We start from the raw sequence: 16620 nt of genomic DNA, 5'->3' as shown, positions 1-16620 counted from the left end.
ACCCCGCACGCCGATGCAGTCATGCGGGGCCATCACCCCCTGGTCTGCAAAATCCAGCGATCGACGCCTTCCAGGCCGATTGCGGTCAGGCGTCCCGAAAAGAAGGCGCCGGTGTCGATGCCGATCCGGCCCGCTTGTTCGTCCACATCGGTGCTGATGCTATGGCCATGGACGACCATGCTGGGATGGCGGCCGCGATGCGTCAGGAATTCCTGTCTGATCCAGCGCAGGTCGGCCGGGCTTTGATCTTCCACCGGCACGCCGGGGCGAATGCCGGCATGGACGAACAGATAGTCGCCGATCGCGATGCTGTCGGGCAGGGCGTCGAGGAAATCGACATGCGCGCGCGGCACATGGCGCTCCATCCAGGCGGCCAGTTCGGCATCGGTCATCACCCGGAACAGCGCGGGGTCGAGGCCATAGCTGGCCAGCGTCGCTTCGCCCTCCATGCGCCGGAACAGAGGCAGGGCGCGCAAGTCGCCGCGTGCCGCCAGGATGAAGGCTTCCTCATGATTGCCCTTGAGGCAGCGTACGTCGCCGCCCGATGCCGCCAACGCCATCACCCGCTCCACCACGGCATGGGAATCAGGGCCGCGATCGACCAGGTCGCCCAGCAGGATCAGGCTGATCGGCTTGGGCAGCCGGACATCGTCGTCGCGCGCGATCATCGCCAGCAGCGCGTCGAGAAGGTCGGCGCGGCCATGCACGTCGCCGATCGCATAGACCCGCCGGTCAGCGCCGATATCGGGTCGCGCACCCCGTAATTCGCTGCGCCAGAAGCTCATGGCGCATAGTGTCGCATCACAGGCGGGGCAATGTCACGCCCTGCTGCCCCATATATTTGCCCGCGCGGTCGGCATAGCTGACCTCGCATGGTTCATTGCCCTGCAGGAACAGGAACTGGCACGCGCCTTCATTGGCGTAGATCTTTGCGGGCAGCGGCGTCGTGTTGGAAAATTCCAGCGTCACATGCCCCTCCCAGCCCGGTTCCAGCGGCGTCACGTTCACGATGATGCCGCAGCGGGCATAGGTGGATTTGCCGAGGCAGATGACCAGCACGTCGCGCGGCACGCGGAAATATTCGACCGTGCGGGCCAGCGCGAAGCTGTTGGGCGGGATGATGCAGCAGTCGGTCTGGCGATCGACGAAATTCTTGGGATCGAAATCCTTCGGATCGACGATCGTACTGTCGACATTGGTGAAGATCTTGAATTCGTCCGCCACCCGCGCGTCATAGCCGTAAGAGGACAGGCCATAGCTGATGCAGCCTTCGCGCCGCTGGCTCTCCACGAACGGCTCGATCATGCCGGTGCTCAGCGCCTGTTCGCGAATCCACTTGTCGGAAAGAATGGCCATGTCGTGTCAGCTCTTTTTCATGGGACCGATGCCCAGGTCCGCAGGACCGAAGGCATGGGGGAGGAGGTCTGCGACCTTAAGGTCCAGGATGCGGTCGCCGCTGGGCGTGGCGCAATAGATGGCCAGCGTGCGGCCAGCCATCTGCTCGGCTTCGTTCATGATCTGGCGGCAGCGCCCGCAAGGTGTGACGAGCGCTTCTTCCCCAGCATCCATGGCGCCACCGACCACCGCGATTTCCGTTACGTCAGCGAAACGACCTTGTGCGTTGACGCTGGCGAGCGCGACCGTTTCGGCGCAGAGCGACAGGCCATAGCTGGCATTTTCGAAGTTGCAGCCAGTGACGATCGTGCCATCGGTCAGCCGCACCGCTGCGCCCACTGCAAAGCGGCTATAGGGCGCATGGGCATGGGCCATCGCGCCCCGCGCAGCCGCAATCAACTGTCCAACTCGTTGTTCGTCTCGCATCAGGGCGTCACCACATTCCACCGGACCGGGCCATCGACGCCGTCGATATGCCGCATGTCGCTGGCTGTCCACATCACCCAGGGCTTGGTCGCATAATCGGGCGGGAAGAAATTGCCGTCCAGCCACAAGGTCCGGTTGATGCCGGAGCCGATATCATAGGCCTTGTCGAAATCCTCAGTCACATTGAGCAGCACGGTCTTGCCGGCATGGCCCTCGATCAGATTGACCAGCGTGTTGAGTTCCGACAGCAGCAGGTCGCGGTTCGGCCGGGCGGTGCAGGCGGGGGAGAAGGCGAGGCGGATCACCGGCGGCAGCGCGGCGTTGTCGCGCGGCACCGTGGTCATGTAGCGGGTCGCCTGATCGCTGGCGAGGCGACAAGGAGTGAATTCGAGCAGCGCGCCGTAGCGCAGGCCCGCTGCGCGCGCCGCGCGCCAATTGGCGGCGAAGGCCGGGTCGCGCCGGTCGGCGGCGTCGGCGGCGCGGATATAGGCGAAGTCTGCGCCCTGCGCCGCCAGCGTGCCCCAGTCGACCGGACCATTGTTGGCGCTGATGCTGACGCCCTGCACCGGATATTGGTCACGGCTGGGCGCCCAGCCGCGCGCATAGAGCCACAGCGCCAGCGCCAGCGCCGCGACCACCGCCAGTCCCGCACCGATGCGGACCAGCAGGCCCCCCAAAGTCACAACCCTGATCGTTCTACCCCTTGATATGCAGCACGCAGATCAGCGTGAAGAGCCGCCGCGCCGTGTCGAAATCGACGTCGATCTTACCCTCCAGCCGCTCCTTCAGCACTTCCGCCGCATCATTGTGGATGCCGCGCCGGGCCATGTCCACCGTCTCGATCTGTTGCGGGGAAGCGTTGCTGATCGCCTGATAATAGCTGTCGCAAATGGCGAAATATTCGCGGATCGGGCGACGGAAGCGGCCCAGGCCCAGGATGATCGCCTCCAGCGGCGCGTCGTCCTCCCGGTTGATCTCGATCACCAGCCGTCCGTCCTCGACCCGCAGCACGACCTTGTACGGGCCGGCATAGCCGTCGGCATGGACCCGCTGCGGCGCGAAGTGATTATCCTCAAGCAGGTCGAAGATCGCGATGCGCCGTTCCTGCTCCACGTCGGCATTGCGCCACAGGATCGTGCGCTGGTCCAGCTGGATGTCTATGATGCGCGGATCGGCCATGGTGAAGCCCATAGTCAGTGCGGCGGCGCGCGGCGAAAAGCAAGCGCGACTTATCCACAGATGGTTTCCGCCTTGGCCCTTGCGCGGCGTGCGCCGGCAGAGGAAAGAGAGGCCATGGTCGAACTGCTGAAAATCAATCCCGCCGACAATGGCGGCACCGAATTGCCGCGCAACGTGGAGGCCGAAGCCGCGCTGCTGGGCGCGATCATGATCGACAACCGCATTGCCGAGGATGTCCAGCTCAAGATCAAGGCCGAACATTTTTTCGAGCCGCTGCACGGCCGCATCTACGACGCGATCATGCGCCTGCTCGACAAGGACATGATCGCCAATCCGGTCACGCTCAAGCCCATGCTGGACATGGACCCGGCATTGAAGGAACTGGGCGGGGCGGGCTATCTGGCGCAACTGACCGGCAATGGCGCGGCGCTGATCGGCGCGCGCGACTTCGCCACCCAGATCTACGATCTGGCGTTGCTCAGGGAACTGGTCAATGTCGGCCGCGAACTGGTTGAAAATGCGCTGGACACCAGCGAAGCCGTCAATCCGCGCGAGCAGATAGAGGCGGCCGAAGTCGCGCTCTACAAAGTGTCGGAGGGCGAGGGCGAGGGTGGTTCGGTCAAGAGCTTCCTCATGGCCTCCACCGCGGCGGTGCAGGTGGCGGAGCGTGCGCTCAACAGCGGCGGTCATGTGTCGGGGATCACGACCGGGATCAACAGCCTGAACGCCAAGATCGGCGGCCTGCACAATTCGGACTTGATGATCCTGGCCGGTCGGCCGGGCATGGGAAAGACGTCGCTGGCGACGAACATCGCCTATAATGCGGCGTCGCGCTGGTTGCGCGACAATGCCGACGGCATCCCGGCGGAAAAGAATATGGGCGCCAAGACCGCCTTCTTCAGCCTCGAAATGTCGGCCGACCAGTTGGCGACCCGCGTTCTGGCCGAACAGTCGGGCATCAGCGGCGAAGCGCTGCGCATGGGCAAGATCAGCCGGGCGGACTTCCAGAATCTGTCGCGCGCGGCGCGAGAGTTGCAGGAATTGCCTTTATTCATCGATGATACGCCGGGCCTGACCATCGCCGCGCTGCGCACCCGCGCGCGTCGGTTGAAGCGGCGGCATGATATCGGTTTCATCGTTGTCGACTATCTTCAGCTATTGCAGGGCACCGGCCGCGGCAACGAGAATCGCGTCAACGAGATTTCGGAAATCTCGCGGGGTTTGAAGACGTTGGCGAAAGAATTGCATGTTCCGGTGCTGGCGCTGTCGCAGCTCAGCCGTGCGGTGGAGCAGCGCGAAGACAAAAGGCCGCAGCTCTCCGACCTGCGCGAATCCGGCTCGATCGAACAGGACGCGGACATGGTCTGGTTCGTGTTCCGCGAGGATTATTACGAAGCGGCCAAGGAGCCCAAGCCCGACGATGAGGCGGCCTACGCCACGTGGAAGGAAAATATGGAGCGAATCTACGGCCTGGCCGAGGTCATCATCGCCAAGCAGCGCCACGGCTCCACCGGCCGCATCCGCATGAAGTTCGACGCGAAGATCACGCGATTCTCGGACATTGCGGACGATAGCTATCAGGATTTGAACTACGAATAACCTGGCTGATCAGCCTCCGTTCGTGTCGTCTGACACGAACGGGGGCATGGGCGCCTAGCCCTTCGCCCGCGCGGCGACCCGTTTCTCCAGCATCGACAGCGGCATCGCACCTTCCTCAAGAATGGCGTGGAACTGCTTGAGATCGAAGGCTTTTCCCTGCACGGCCTGGGCGTCGGCGCGGGCTTTCGTCCAGACGCCATGGCCGACCTTGTAGCTGGTCGCCTGGCCGGGCTGGGTGCAGTAGCGCTCGACCTCCCGCTGGCAACGCGGCCGGGCGAAGCCGGTCTTCTCCACCATATAGTCGGTCGCCTGCTTCACATCCCATTTCTTCGCATGGATGCCGGTGTCGACCACCAGTCGCGCCGCGCGGAAGAGGAAGGACTGGAGATAGCCGGCCCGGTCGAGCGGCGTCGCATAGCCGCCCAGTTCGTCGGCCAGTTGCTCGGCATAGAGCGCCCAGCCTTCGCTATAGGCGCTCATGAAGGCGGTCTTGCGCAGCATCGGGATGTCGCCGGCTGTCTGGGCGGTCGAGATCTGGAGGTGATGGCCCGGCACGCCCTCATGATAGGTCAGCGCCGGCAGGCCATATTTCGGCCAGTCGCCGACATCCTTGAGGTTGATGAAATAGATGGCGGGCCGCGATCCGTCGAGCGCGGCGCGGTTATAATAGCCGTTGGAGGCGCCATCCTGAATCTCGACCGGCACCGCGCGAATTTCCAATGCCGTATCGGGAATGGTGGTGAAGGCGTTGGGAAGTCTGGCCTTCATCGCATCGAGATCGCGATTGAGCTGCGCCAGCAAGGCCGTCCGCCCGTCCGTGCTGTCGGCATAGAGTTGCGAGGGTTCGACATTGAGCGCGGCGAGGCGCTCGCCGATCATGCCCTTGCTGTAGCCTGCGCTCTTCAAAATGGTGTCGAGCTGGGCGCTGATATCGGCCACCTGCTCCAGCCCCATGGCGTGGATCTGGTCGGCGGACAGGTCGGTCGTCGTCGCGCTCTTGAGCGCGACGGCATAGATTTCGTCGCCGCGCGGCGTGCGCCATATGCCATCGCCAGCCGCGGTCTTGCCCCGTAGACTTTCGATCGCGGCGATCTGCTCGTCCAGCGCGGGGTAGATGGATTTTTCCACTACCGCGGCCGCCTGCGCCTGCCAGTCGCCCGAGATCCCCTTGGCGGCGGCGCGCTTGACCAGCGACTGGACCATCGAACTGTCGGGGGCGGGCTGCCCGCGCAGCTTCTTCATCTGGCCGAGCGTCAGGTCGAGCGACCAGCCCGGCGCCAGATAGCCGCGCGCGGCTTCGTCGCGCTGGAGCGCGGTGTCGGTGCGCAGGTTGCGGGCGAAGGCTTCCAGCCGCGCGACATAGGCGTCGCCATCGGCGGCGGCGTTGATGGTGTGGGCGGTATTCAGGAAATCGGGCGTCGAGAAATAGCTGCCGCCCTGCTGGAAGATGCGATAGGGGCGCACCGCGCTGTTCAAGCCGAATTTGGCTGGCGCAACGGTCTGCTGGTCCAGCGCGTAGAGAATGACGTCGAGGTTGAGCCGCTGCGCATCGGACAGGCTGGCGGCCTTATAGCTGTCCAACTCCTTGATCGCGCCTTGCGTCGCGGCCAACCGTTTCAGCATCGCAGACTTGCTGTTGTCGTCGAGCTGGCTTTTGGCCCCAGCACGCGCGCCCTTGTCGAGGCCCAGGCTGGTGACGAAGCTGGGCGAGAGGTCCAGTTGCCGCTCGAAAATGGCGGCGAAGGCGGCCGACAGGCGCGCATCGTCGCTACCGGCTGCCTGCGCCAGCGCGCGGGGGGCGCCGGCGGTAAGCGCGACGGCACCGGTGGTGGCGAGGAATTGACGGCGGTCCATGGGGCGACTCCCTTATGTCTGACAATGGGCCATGTATATCGCCGGGCTAGCATGGTTCGTCCAGCCGCTTGTAACTTAGTTACGCAAACGAGACAGATTCAACCGGGCAGCGCGAAACGTTTGGCGAGGCCATGATATAGCCGTTCCTTGCTGACGAGCTGGGCCGAAAAGTCGGCGACCAGGGCCGCTGCGAGCAGGGGCATCATCAATCCGCGGCTGGCGGTGGTTTCGGAAATGATGATGACGGCGGTCAACGGCGCGCGGACGACGCCGGTGAAATAGGCGACCATGCCCAGCAGCACCACGGCGCCCTGCGGATAGCTGGGGAACAGGCTGCGCAGCATGTCGCCGATGCCGGCGCCAACCGACAAGGAGGGTGCGAAGATGCCGCCCGGCAGGCCGGATATGGCGGTTGCCAGCGTCGACACGAATTTCGCCGCGCCGAACCACAATGGCACGTCCCGTCCCGTGATGACCGCCTGCGCCGTTTCGTAGCCGGTGCCCCAGGTCAATCCCGTTGCGACCCCCATGATCGCGACCGCGGACCCGCACAGCAAGGCAAGTCGGACCGGCCGCTCGCGCAGCCACCGCATCGGCTTCCATCGGGTGGAGCCGGACGCCAGCATCAGCCGGGAAAAGAGGCCGCCGGCGATCCCGCCCAGAAAGCCCGCCACCGGTGCGGCGATCAGCGCGTCATGGACGCTCAACGTCTGGCGCATCTCCCCGAAATAGACATAGTCGCCGGCCAGCCCCAGGCTGACCATGCCCGCGATCAGCACGGCGGCCATCACCAGCAGGGTCATGCGCTGCTCATAGGCGGCCGCCAGTTCCTCGATGGCGAAGGCGACCCCGGCCAGCGGCGTGTTGAACGCCGCCGCCACGCCCGCCGCGCCACCGGCGATGAACACCGACGCGCGCAGCGGGATGCGCATGAAGCGGTGCATATAGCCCATGATGCTGGCGGCGATCTGGACCGTCGGACCTTCGCGGCCCACCGACGCGCCGAACAGCAAGGTGCCGATGGTCAGCCAGAATTTGACGAAGGCTGTGCGGGCGGACACCAGTTGCTTCATCCCTGCGTCGGGATTGCGCGCGGCGGCGATTACCTGCGGTATGCCCGATCCTTTGGCGGCAGGGGCGAGCTTCATCGTGATCCAGGCGAAGGCGGCGAACCCCAGGGGCGTCACGACCAGCGGAAGCCACCAGCACCAGGCGACCATGCGCCGGAACAGCGCGCCGGCATGGTCGGCCAGTTCGGCGAACAGCAGCGCCGTCAGGCCGACCAGCACCGCGCCGGCCAATATGGCGATACGCCGCCGCCAGATCAGTGCTTCGGGGCCATGGCGGCGCATGATGACGCGTGCCCGCCGCCGGAACAGGCGAAGCTGTCCGATCATGATAGTGGCGCCATGCCGATAATCCGCCCGTGCTGCGACCGGTCAGGCCGGGAAGGCCGACCCATAGCGACGTCGGGTGCGAGACGGAACCCCGCAAGGCCGATTTTTCCGGCCTTCCGATCGATCGGAAGGTCGGCAGTCGGGCGGGACTTTCTGAATCGATCATATGGGAGGGCGTGACGGCGCGTGGAGGCCGCCGTCCGATTTCAGGCTGGAGAGACGATCCGTTCAGAAGCCGGTGACAATGTTGCGTGGATGCTCCCCGGTGCCGGCAGCGTTACGGCGGCGGACGTCTGAAGATGGGCTTCGAGCAGGTCGAGAATATGGCTGTCCTCCTGCACGTCGAATTTGCGGGCGAACAGGTCGGGGCTGAGCGTCAGTCGCAGCGCGTCGCGGGTGACGAAGGTGCGGGGGCGCAGCTTGACGTCTCCATCGGGGATCCAGTCGATCGTGCGCAGATCGTCATTGACCACCTTGCCGCCGGCAAAGGCGTTCATCATGAGTGTCTGGAAAAAACCTTCGTCGGCAATCAGGGTGCGGCGATAAAATTGCTTGAAGCGGCGGGCCGCAGGTGCGTGGCAGGCGAAGGCGCAGAATTCGCGCGTGACCGCCTTCCACTGGGTGCCGATATAGGGCGTGATCCCGGCCATCGGCCGGCGACGTATGCCAGTGCGCACGATGCGGTTGCAGGCTTCGACGAAATAATGGCTGAGGCGATTCATCGTGTCCGGGCGAACCGCCTGTTGGGGTACGTTGCGGATGAACTCCGTGCCGTCATGGCGGGCCAGATAGTCGGCGATATAGGCCTGAGACTTGAGCGGAAAATCCTGCCCGCTCAAATTGATGAAATAACGCCAGTCCGCATTCATCTCCAGCAGCTTGGCCATGCCCCGCAATTCGGCGTCCACCAGACTGTACCCGCCCCACAGCATCTTGCGCGACGGTAGCATGGCGACGTTGATATAGGGTTTGAGGAAGGCGGCGATGTCGGCCGTCATGGCTGCGCCCGATCGCTGGTCTACGTGGATCAGATAGTGGTTGCCCGGCACATAGATGGCCTGGAACATGCGTTTGAACTGCTCTGGAAAGCGATGGACGAGGATCAGATAGGCGATCATGCAGGGCGTACTCCATCGGGCACGCATCGGGCCGATCGACCGATGCGATGCAGGTGTTTCCAGCCTTTTGGAAAATGATCGAACCGGAGTTCGACCGACATAAGGGGTTCAGGTCGAAGCGAGGCCGCCCCGGTCCTATGCCGAAATCGGCATATGGGGACTAAATGCAGCGATTGTTAGGGGCCGCCGAAATCAGGCGGCCATGATTGGCAGGAGCGGCGGCGCAGGACGGGCGGCACAGGCTTGCCTATGTCAGAACACCGGCTGGTTGGCGGGGTCTTCGGGATCGACGACGGGGATCGGCGTGACCGGCGAATGGATACCGCATTCCACCTTGTCCCAGCCGCGCCAGCGGCCCGCACGCGGGTCTTCGCCCGGCATCACCTTCGACGTGCAGGGTTCGCAGCCGATCGACAGATAGCCTTGCGCCTCCAGCGGATGGCGAGGCAGTTTCTCGGCCTCGAAATAGGCCTCCAGATCGGCCTTGTTCCAGTCGCCCAGGGGATTGAGCTTGAGCCGGCCGTCTTCGACTTCGAAACGGGGCAGGTTCTGGCGCGTCACCGACTGGAACGCCTTGCGGCCCGAAATCCAGGCATCCAGGCCATCCTTGGCGCGCTTCATCGGTTCGACCTTGCGGATTTCGCAGCAGCCGTCCGGGTCGTAGGACCAGCGCAGGCCGGTCTCGTCCTTCTTGGCGATGACGTCGGCGATCGGCGTCACCGTGCGGCTGTCGGTAAAACCGAAGCGCTTGATGAGCGTATCGCGATAGTTGAGCGTCTCGGCGAACATCTTCAACGTATCGACGAAGATCACCGGAATGGTCGGATCGGCCTTCGCCACCAGATCGAGCAGCACCGCGCTTTCAGTGCCGAAGGAGGAGACGACGGCGACATTGCCGGCGAGCCCTTCTGCAAACACGGTCTTGAGCATGGTGATCGTATCGACGCCCTCAAACCGCGCGTTCAGCGCATCGGCCTGTGCCTGGGTGAAGGCGGGGCGGGCGTCGATCAGGTCGATCTGACGAGCAGGTTCAGCCATTAATCTTCTCCGGGTGCCGTTTCGCCCAAATCGGGGTGCGGCCGTCGATCGCCTTCTGATAGACGTCGGCATAGCGATGGAGCGCGCGGTCGACGGCGGCGTCGTCCAGCGGCTTGGCGGGATGAAAACTGTCGAAACCGCAGCGGCGCATGGCGACGATCTGATCGACCAGCACGTCGCCCACCGCGCGCAGTTCGCCCCGATAGCCGGATTCCCGCAGGATGCGGGCGGCGGAATAGCCGCGCCCGTCCCCATAAGCGGGGAAATTTATCTCCACCAGCGACAGGCGATCGAGATAGGGCAGCAGTTCGCGCGCATCTTCACCCGCTTCGATGCGGACGGCGGTCGAGTTGGACTGGCCGGTAAAGGCCTCGACCGTGACGGAGGGTTCCTGCGCGGCTTCGCCGTCGCGGAAGGACAGGAATTCAACCATAGATCGCCTCCTTGAAGGGCTTCATGCCGATGCGGCGATAGGTGTCGAGGAAGCGTTCGCCACCTTCGCGCTGCGCGAGATAGAGGTCCGTGACCTTCTCGATAGCATCGACCACGCCGTCTTCCGAAAAGCCCGGCCCGGTGATCTGACCCAGCGATGCATCCTCCGCGCCCGATCCGCCCAGCGAGAGCTGGAAATTCTCCACGCCTTTCCGATCGACACCCAGAACGCCGATATGGCCGGCATGGTGATGGCCGCAGGCATTGATGCAGCCCGAAATCTTGACCTTGAGTTCCCCCAGTTCCGCCTGACGCTCCGCCGCGGCGAAGCGCTGCGCGATCTTCTGCGCCAGCGGGATCGAGCGCGCATTGGCGAGGGCGCAATAATCAAGGCCTGGACAGGCGATGATGTCGGTGATGAGGTCGAGATTGGCCTCGGCCAGACCCGCTTCCTCCAGCTTCTGCCAGATGGCGTGGAGGTCGGCCTTCTTCACGTGCGGCAGGACCAGGTTCTGCGCATGGGTGACGCGCAGTTCGTCAAGCGAATATTGCTCGGCCAAGGTCGCGACCAGTTCGATCTGCTCCGCCGATGCGTCGCCGGGAATGCCGGTCAGCGGCTTCAGGCTGATATTGACGATGGCATAGCCGGGCGCCTTGTGTGGCGCGACCTGACGATCGACCCAAAGGGCGAAGGCCGGGTCGGCGCGTTCGATCGCATCGGACAGGCCGTTTTCATAGGCCGGTGCGGCGAAGAAGGCGCGGATGCGGCCCAGTTCCTCGACCGGCGGGTTGAGGCCAAGCGTGCGCATATGGGCGAACTCTTCCTCAACCTGGCGCTTATAGTCATCGACGCCAATCTCGTGGACCAGGATTTTGATCCGGGCCTTGTACTTATTGTCGCGGCGGCCGTAGCGGTTATACACGCGCAGGCAGGCTTCCAGATAAGAAATAATCTCATCTTCCGGCACGAAGCCGTTGATAAGCGGTGCGACCATCGGTGTGCGGCCCATGCCGCCGCCAGCATAGACTTCGGCGCCGATCTTGCCGTCTTTCGACACCAGCTTAAGGCCGATATCGTGCAGCCGCATCGCCGCGCGATCATCGTCGCTGGCGATCACGCAAATCTTGAACTTGCGCGGCAGATAGGTGAATTCCGGGTGGAAGCTCGACCATTGGCGCAGCAGTTCGGCCCAGGGGCGGGGATCTGCCACCTCGTCGGCGCTGACGCCGGCATATTGGTCGGAACTGATGTTGCGGATGCAGTTGCCCGACGTCTGGATGGCATGCATCTCCACCGTCGCCAGCTCGGCCAGGATGTCGGGCGCGTCGGCCAGCTTGATCCAGTTATATTGGAGATTTTGGCGCGTGGTGAAGTGACCATAGCCGCGATCATATTTCGCCGCGATCTCGCCCAGCTTGCGCATCTGTTTGCCCGACAGCGTGCCATAAGGGATGGCGACACGCAGCATATAGGCGTGCAACTGGAGGTAGAGGCCATTCATCAGCCGGAGCGGCTTGAACTGATCCTCTGTCAGCGCGCCGGTCAGGCGGCGCTGCACCTGGTCGCGAAATTCCTCGACGCGAGCGTCGACGATGGACTGGTCATAGCTGTCGTAGCGATACATGGTTCAGATCACCCAGTTGCCGGCATCGGCGTCGTTTGGTTTCAGCGTCAGATCGGGGCGCACCGTCGGACCGAGCGCGCGGATGCGGTCCTTGATATGGGCCGGGCGCACACCGTCTTCGGTGACGGTCGCGTCGATCACATAGGCGCCGACCACGCGCAGCGCGGCTTCCTCGGTGCGGGCGAGGTCATCGCCGCGTTCGCCCACGTCGGCGCTGTCGCAGACCTGGCGCGACCAGCCATCGCCCGCCCACCAGATGACGTCGCCGCTCACAAGATCGTTGCCGGTCAATATCTTCACGAACGCATCTCCGAAATAGTCTCCCCTTTGACAGTCCAGTCTGCCAGCACATCTTGCGCCAGCGCATGGGCCGCCACCTCGCCGACCACGATCAGGGCCGGGCTTTTGATCTGCTCGCGCGCCACCATGTCACCCAGGTCGGCGAGCAGCGTGCGCAATGTCCGCATGTCGGCGCGCGTACCATTTTCCAGCACCGCGACCGGGATGGCGGGCGACACGCCGTCCGCGATCAGCTTATCGGCGATGTCGGCCGCGGTTGCGACGCCCATATAGATGACGAGCGTGCGACCCTTGCCCGCCAAGCCAGACCAGTCCTGGTCCGTCAGTCCCTTGCACTGGCCTGCGACGAAGCTGACGGCGCTGGACGCATCGCGATGGGTCAGAGGCAATTGCGCCATCGCAGCGCTGCCAATCGCGGCACTGATGCCGGGCACGACTTCGACCGGCACGCCCGCCGCACGGCAGGCGTCGACTTCCTCGCCACCGCGGCCGAAGATGAACGGATCGCCGCCCTTCAGGCGGACGACATGACGGCCTTCACGCGCCAGATCGACCAGCAGGGCGTTGATCGCGTCCTGTGGCATCGAATGGCGGCTTCGCTGCTTGGCAACGGAGATAAGTTCGGCGTCCGGCGAAGCCAGCGCAAGAATGTCGTCCGACACCAGCCCGTCATGCACGATGACGTCGGCCTGCGCGATCAGGCGCGCGGCCTTGATGGTCAGCAGGTCCGGATCGCCCGGTCCCGCCCCCACCAGGTGGACTGTCGAAGATGCTTTGTCAGCCATGCTGGTCAGATGGCGAAAGCGCCGCGAAAGTTCAATTCAGAATGGGTATGGCGGGGACTAGGAAATGTTTTGGGGAAATATTTTGCCCCTATCTCCGTCAATCGCCCATCACGCTGACGTCGATGTCCTTCAGGCCGACGCCGATTGAGGCGCGGGGTGTTTCGATTTCTGCCGACACCACCGGATAGGCACAATAATCGGCGGCATAATAAGCGCTGGGGCGGTGATTGCCCGAAATGCCGGTGCCACCGAAAGGTGCAGAAGAGGAAGCGCCATTGGTTGGCCGGTTCCAGTTGACCACGCCGGCGCGGACATTGGCCCAGAACTGATTATATTGCTCGGGCGATCCACCGATGAGCGAGGCGGAGAGGCCATAGCGGGTATTGTTCGCTTCCGCGATCGCGTCGCCGAAGTCCGCGACGCGGATGACCTGCAGCAGCGGGCCGAACAGTTCGACATCGGGCCGTTCCTTCATTGCGGTGACGTCGATGATTGCGGGGCTGAGGAAGGGCAGGCCCTTGTGGGGCCGGACCATATGCTTGATCGGCCTGCCGCCATTGCTCATCAGAAAGAGGAAGCTTTCGGTCAGTCCGTCGGCGGTAGGGTTGTCGATCACCGGACCCATATAGGGGGTAGGATTGGCATGGGGATGGTCCACGATCAGCCGGTCGGCCAGTTTCTTGATCTCCGCGATCAGCCGATCCGCGATGCCGTCGCGTACGATCAGGCGGCTGGCGGCGGTGCAGCGCTGACCGCTGCTCATAAAAGCCGACTGGACCACCAGCGTCGCTGCGGCGTTGATTTCGGGCGTGTCCCATACGATGATCGGGTTATTGCCGCCCATTTCCAGCGCCAGTATCTTGGACGGCTGCGCGGCATATTGCCGGTTGATCGCGATACCGGTCTGGGCCGATCCCGTGAAGAGGATGCCGCCGACATCGGGGTGGGCAGCCAGCGCCTTGCCCGCATCCGGGCCGCCGAGCAGCAGTCGGATCGCATCCACCGGTACGCCGGCTTCCTGATAGAGCTTCACCAGCATTTCGCCCACGGCAGGCGTCTTTTCCGACGGCTTGAACACCACGGCGTTGCCCGCCAGCAGCGCGGGGATGATATGCCCATTGGGAAGGTGTGCGGGGAAATTATAGGGACCAAGCACCGCCATGACGCCATGGGGCTTGTGCCGCACCGACTGGCGCGCGCCCAGCGCCGCTTCCAGCCGGCGCTGGCCGGTGCGTTCGGAATAGGCGGCGACGCTGACATCGACCTTGCCCATCACCGCATGCACTTCGTTGCGGGCGTCCCATAGCGGCTTGCCGGTTTCGCGCGCGATGAGATCGGCGAGCGCATCTTCCTGCCGACGCACGACGTTGACGAAGCGGCGCAGCGTTTCGATGCGATAGGCGATGGGCTGCGCCGCCCATTTGGGCCAGGCGGCGCGGGCGCGGGCGACTTCCGCGTCGACATCGCCCGTCTCGCCTTGCCAGAGCAGGACGCCGGTGGCGGGTTCATGGGATGTAAGCGGCGCGACCATTTGACGCGATATATGGCTGAAAAAGGTTAAGGAAAATAGGGCGAAGGCGAGGAGGCAGGCGCGACGTCAATCTATTGTGGCGGTGGCAGGTCTGCGGCCATCAGCCACATCTCTGCCGGCAGTCGCGAGCTGAATGCGCCCACTTCCGATCCGTGCAGCTTCGCGCGCAAGCGCTGTTTGCTCTGTTTGTCAGGGGTCAGGATCGCCACCCGGTCGCCAGGTTGATAGGTGCGATGGCATTCGGTCAGAACATAGTCGTCTATGCCCATATCCTGCTCGTCGGCGGTGCTCAGGTCCGAAAGGACCCGCACAGGTTCGCCGTTTCGTCTTTTTTGCGCGACGATCTCACGCATCGCTCGAAAATGCGCATCCAGCTCTGCCTTTGTCCAATGCCCCGAAGACCGGACGGTTATGATGCCGTCCGGATCAGTCAAGTCGCGCTCGATCATAATGCCGCCACAGGTTGCAGGATCGCAGAATGCTTAACCTCCGATAATCTTCCTCTTGTTAATATTGTTCCTTCAATTCAGCATTTGTCATTATCTGTCATCGTGCGATGCGATGAGCGTCGCCCATCCGCCTGATCGCGGCGACTTTGTTATGAAGCGGTGTCCAGTCGTCATCCGTGTCGATGGCACTCCAGATAGACTCCACCTCATCTATATGCATGGAGCAGGGCGCTTCGTCCGACCAATAGGGATGGTCCCTTGCGTTGGGCAAAGCGGTAAAGCCCGCGATCGCCTCGCGGAACGGCGCCCAGCCAGCATCGTCATAATGCGCGCCGGAGGGGGCTGTGCCGCCGCGCCAGTCGTGGAAGAAACGGTCGATCGGCGTGCCGCTCGTCACCAGGCCGCGCACCGCCGCCTCGATCATCGCGCCAGGGTCGATGCCCTCGACGCCCAGTCGCCAGCAGAAGCGCCGTTGCATAGCATCGCCGTAGAGCGTCGGGAATCGTTCCAGCTGTTCGATCAGGGACGGCGCCTCCACCAGCGGGCGGAGTGATACCGCCAGTTGCGCCACATCCCAATGGATCGCTTCGGCCTGCCGTCCGAAGGCATAGAGTCCCTGCTGGTCGAAATAGGCGGCGGTGAAATGGGCATCCCACAACGGAGTGAAACGCCAAGGACCATAGTCAAAGCTCTCGCCCGTCACATTGATATTGTCGCTGTTGAGCACGCCATGGACGAAGCCCGCAACCATGTAGCTGGCGGCGAGGTCGGCGGTGCGCTCGACCACCCGACCCAGCAATTGTGCGGATGGATTGTCCCCCGGCGTCTCGCCATAGAGGCGGGTGAGGGCATAGTCGGTCAGCTTCGCCAGCAGCGCCTTGTCGTCATGAAAGGCCGCGCGCTGGAACGACCCGATGCGAATATGCGAATGGCTCAGGCGCACCATAGCCGCGCCGCGGGTAGGGGACGGTTCGTCGTTGCGCTCCAGTGCCTCGCCCGTCTCGATGATGGAAAAGGTCTTGGACGTGTTGACGCCCAGGGCTTCCAGCATCTCGGTCGCCAATATCTCGCGCACGCCGCCCTTCAGCGTCAACCGGCCGTCGCCGAAGCGGCTATAGGGGGTCTGGCCCGTCCCCTTGGTGCCCAGGTCCAGCAAACGGCCGGCATCGTCGCGCAACTGGGTGAACAGGAAACCACGGCCATCACCGATATCGGGGTTATAATGGCGGAACTGATGGCCATGATAGCGCAGGGCCAGCGGCTGGGGCAGGCTGCCCTCCAGCGGCTCAAAACGGCCGAAATGTGCGATCCATTGCGCGTCGCTCAACTCGTCCAGCCCCACCGAGGCGGCGGCGCGGTCGTTGCGGTAGCGCAGGATCGTCTGCGGAAAGTCCGCCGCCGCGACCGGGGCGGCGATGTCGGGCATCAGCGCGTCGATTTCAGAGGCGGGGCGATAAATGGCGGCTTGCGGCGTCTGGTTCATAAGGCGATA

At 63.8% G+C, this 16620-nt stretch carries 17 protein-coding genes; 1 reads left to right on the top strand and 16 read right to left on the bottom strand.

What is annotated here, in order from left to right; all coding sequences use genetic code 11:
- Window positions 1–32: 32 nt before the first annotated feature.
- Genes SBA_RS16190 through SBA_RS16170 form a run of 5 tightly spaced genes read right to left on the bottom strand, consistent with a single transcriptional unit; the run spans window position 33 to window position 3000 of the window.
- Window positions 33–785: a metallophosphoesterase family protein gene (locus tag SBA_RS16190; RefSeq protein ID WP_261935162.1), complete on the bottom strand. Its 753-nt coding sequence runs from the start codon at window positions 783–785 to the stop codon at window positions 33–35.
- A gap of 16 nt (window positions 786–801) precedes the next feature.
- Entirely contained in the window at window positions 802–1356 is a 555-nt protein-coding gene (gene dcd, locus SBA_RS16185) for a dCTP deaminase (protein WP_224550318.1), read from the bottom strand.
- 6 nt (window positions 1357–1362) lie between these two features.
- The gene (locus tag SBA_RS16180; protein ID WP_261935161.1) at window positions 1363–1821 is read right to left on the bottom strand and encodes a cytidine deaminase; all 459 of its coding nucleotides are present in this window, start codon (window positions 1819–1821) and stop codon (window positions 1363–1365) included.
- Window positions 1821–2504 carry a GH25 family lysozyme gene (locus SBA_RS16175; RefSeq protein WP_390902351.1) on the bottom strand — a complete coding sequence of 228 codons (684 nt, stop codon included), beginning with the start codon at window positions 2502–2504 and terminating at the stop codon, window positions 1821–1823. Before SBA_RS16175 ends, SBA_RS16180 begins: the two co-directional genes overlap by 1 nt.
- A 13-nt stretch (window positions 2505–2517) precedes the next feature.
- The gene (locus SBA_RS16170; protein ID WP_224550320.1) at window positions 2518–3000 is read right to left on the bottom strand and encodes a UPF0262 family protein; all 483 of its coding nucleotides are present in this window, start codon (window positions 2998–3000) and stop codon (window positions 2518–2520) included.
- A gap of 114 nt (window positions 3001–3114) precedes the next feature.
- On the opposite strand from SBA_RS16170, the gene SBA_RS16165 reads away from it, so the two are divergent.
- Window positions 3115–4599 (top strand): replicative DNA helicase, encoded by a 1485-nt coding sequence (locus SBA_RS16165; protein ID WP_224550321.1) that lies wholly within the window; start codon window positions 3115–3117, stop codon window positions 4597–4599.
- 54 nt (window positions 4600–4653) lie between these two features.
- Here the strand turns inward: SBA_RS16165 and SBA_RS16160 are convergent, their stop codons facing one another.
- From SBA_RS16160 to SBA_RS16110, 11 genes are all read right to left on the bottom strand, one after another.
- The gene (locus SBA_RS16160; protein ID WP_261935160.1) at window positions 4654–6453 is read right to left on the bottom strand and encodes a DUF885 domain-containing protein; all 1800 of its coding nucleotides are present in this window, start codon (window positions 6451–6453) and stop codon (window positions 4654–4656) included.
- 98 nt (window positions 6454–6551) lie between these two features.
- Window positions 6552–7850, bottom strand: coding sequence for a chloride channel protein (locus SBA_RS16155; protein ID WP_261935159.1), 1299 nt, complete (start codon window positions 7848–7850; stop codon window positions 6552–6554).
- Window positions 7851–8056: 206 nt separating this feature from the next.
- A complete protein-coding gene (locus tag SBA_RS16150) occupies window positions 8057–8968 on the bottom strand; it encodes a beta-1,6-N-acetylglucosaminyltransferase (protein WP_261935158.1) in 912 nt (303 codons plus the stop codon).
- A gap of 252 nt (window positions 8969–9220) precedes the next feature.
- Complete coding sequence (locus SBA_RS16145; protein ID WP_224550325.1) at window positions 9221–10006, bottom strand: phosphoadenylyl-sulfate reductase; 786 nt, start codon at window positions 10004–10006, stop codon at window positions 9221–9223.
- Entirely contained in the window at window positions 9999–10439 is a 441-nt protein-coding gene (locus tag SBA_RS16140; protein WP_224550326.1) for a DUF934 domain-containing protein, read from the bottom strand. Before SBA_RS16140 ends, SBA_RS16145 begins: the two co-directional genes overlap by 8 nt.
- On the bottom strand, window positions 10432–12063 hold the full coding sequence (locus tag SBA_RS16135) for a nitrite/sulfite reductase (protein WP_261935157.1): 1632 nt from the start codon (window positions 12061–12063) through the stop codon (window positions 10432–10434). The genes SBA_RS16140 and SBA_RS16135 overlap by 8 nt, the downstream gene beginning before the upstream one ends.
- Window positions 12064–12066: 3 nt before the next feature.
- Window positions 12067–12363 (bottom strand): DUF2849 domain-containing protein, encoded by a 297-nt coding sequence (locus tag SBA_RS16130; protein ID WP_261935156.1) that lies wholly within the window; start codon window positions 12361–12363, stop codon window positions 12067–12069.
- Window positions 12360–13148, bottom strand: coding sequence for a uroporphyrinogen-III C-methyltransferase (gene cobA, locus SBA_RS16125; protein ID WP_261935155.1), 789 nt, complete (start codon window positions 13146–13148; stop codon window positions 12360–12362). The genes SBA_RS16130 and cobA overlap by 4 nt, the downstream gene beginning before the upstream one ends.
- Before the next feature lie 97 nt (window positions 13149–13245).
- Window positions 13246–14679 (bottom strand): succinylglutamate-semialdehyde dehydrogenase, encoded by a 1434-nt coding sequence (gene astD, locus SBA_RS16120; protein ID WP_261935154.1) that lies wholly within the window; start codon window positions 14677–14679, stop codon window positions 13246–13248.
- 71 nt (window positions 14680–14750) lie between these two features.
- Window positions 14751–15128 (bottom strand): hypothetical protein, encoded by a 378-nt coding sequence (locus tag SBA_RS16115; RefSeq protein WP_261935153.1) that lies wholly within the window; start codon window positions 15126–15128, stop codon window positions 14751–14753.
- Between the two features lie 97 nt (window positions 15129–15225).
- Window positions 15226–16611 (bottom strand): protein adenylyltransferase SelO family protein, encoded by a 1386-nt coding sequence (locus SBA_RS16110; RefSeq protein WP_261935152.1) that lies wholly within the window; start codon window positions 16609–16611, stop codon window positions 15226–15228.
- Window positions 16612–16620: the final 9 nt, after the last annotated feature.

It is taken from the genome of Sphingomonas bisphenolicum (genome assembly GCF_024349785.1).
Taxonomy (GTDB): Bacteria; Pseudomonadota; Alphaproteobacteria; order Sphingomonadales; family Sphingomonadaceae; genus Sphingobium; species Sphingobium bisphenolicum.
The sequence above is the reverse complement of the archived record's forward strand: the minus strand, read 5'-3'. Positions and strand labels throughout refer to the sequence as shown.

Coding starts and splice junctions, on each gene's coding strand:
- SBA_RS16150 (WP_261935158.1), bottom strand. CDS start 8,968: ATGATCGCCTATCTGATCCTCGTCCATCGCTTTCCAGAGCAGTTCAAA.
- astD (WP_261935154.1), bottom strand. CDS start 14,679: ATGGTCGCGCCGCTTACATCCCATGAACCCGCCACCGGCGTCCTGCTC.
- SBA_RS16165 (WP_224550321.1), top strand. CDS start 3,115: ATGGTCGAACTGCTGAAAATCAATCCCGCCGACAATGGCGGCACCGAA.
- SBA_RS16145 (WP_224550325.1), bottom strand. CDS start 10,006: ATGGCTGAACCTGCTCGTCAGATCGACCTGATCGACGCCCGCCCCGCC.
- dcd (WP_224550318.1), bottom strand. CDS start 1,356: ATGGCCATTCTTTCCGACAAGTGGATTCGCGAACAGGCGCTGAGCACC.
- SBA_RS16180 (WP_261935161.1), bottom strand. CDS start 1,821: ATGCGAGACGAACAACGAGTTGGACAGTTGATTGCGGCTGCGCGGGGC.
- SBA_RS16115 (WP_261935153.1), bottom strand. CDS start 15,128: ATGATCGAGCGCGACTTGACTGATCCGGACGGCATCATAACCGTCCGG.
- cobA (WP_261935155.1), bottom strand. CDS start 13,148: ATGGCTGACAAAGCATCTTCGACAGTCCACCTGGTGGGGGCGGGACCG.
- SBA_RS16170 (WP_224550320.1), bottom strand. CDS start 3,000: ATGGCCGATCCGCGCATCATAGACATCCAGCTGGACCAGCGCACGATC.
- SBA_RS16160 (WP_261935160.1), bottom strand. CDS start 6,453: ATGGACCGCCGTCAATTCCTCGCCACCACCGGTGCCGTCGCGCTTACC.
- SBA_RS16110 (WP_261935152.1), bottom strand. CDS start 16,611: ATGAACCAGACGCCGCAAGCCGCCATTTATCGCCCCGCCTCTGAAATC.
- SBA_RS16155 (WP_261935159.1), bottom strand. CDS start 7,850: ATGATCGGACAGCTTCGCCTGTTCCGGCGGCGGGCACGCGTCATCATG.
- SBA_RS16135 (WP_261935157.1), bottom strand. CDS start 12,063: ATGTATCGCTACGACAGCTATGACCAGTCCATCGTCGACGCTCGCGTC.
- SBA_RS16140 (WP_224550326.1), bottom strand. CDS start 10,439: ATGGTTGAATTCCTGTCCTTCCGCGACGGCGAAGCCGCGCAGGAACCC.
- SBA_RS16190 (WP_261935162.1), bottom strand. CDS start 785: ATGAGCTTCTGGCGCAGCGAATTACGGGGTGCGCGACCCGATATCGGC.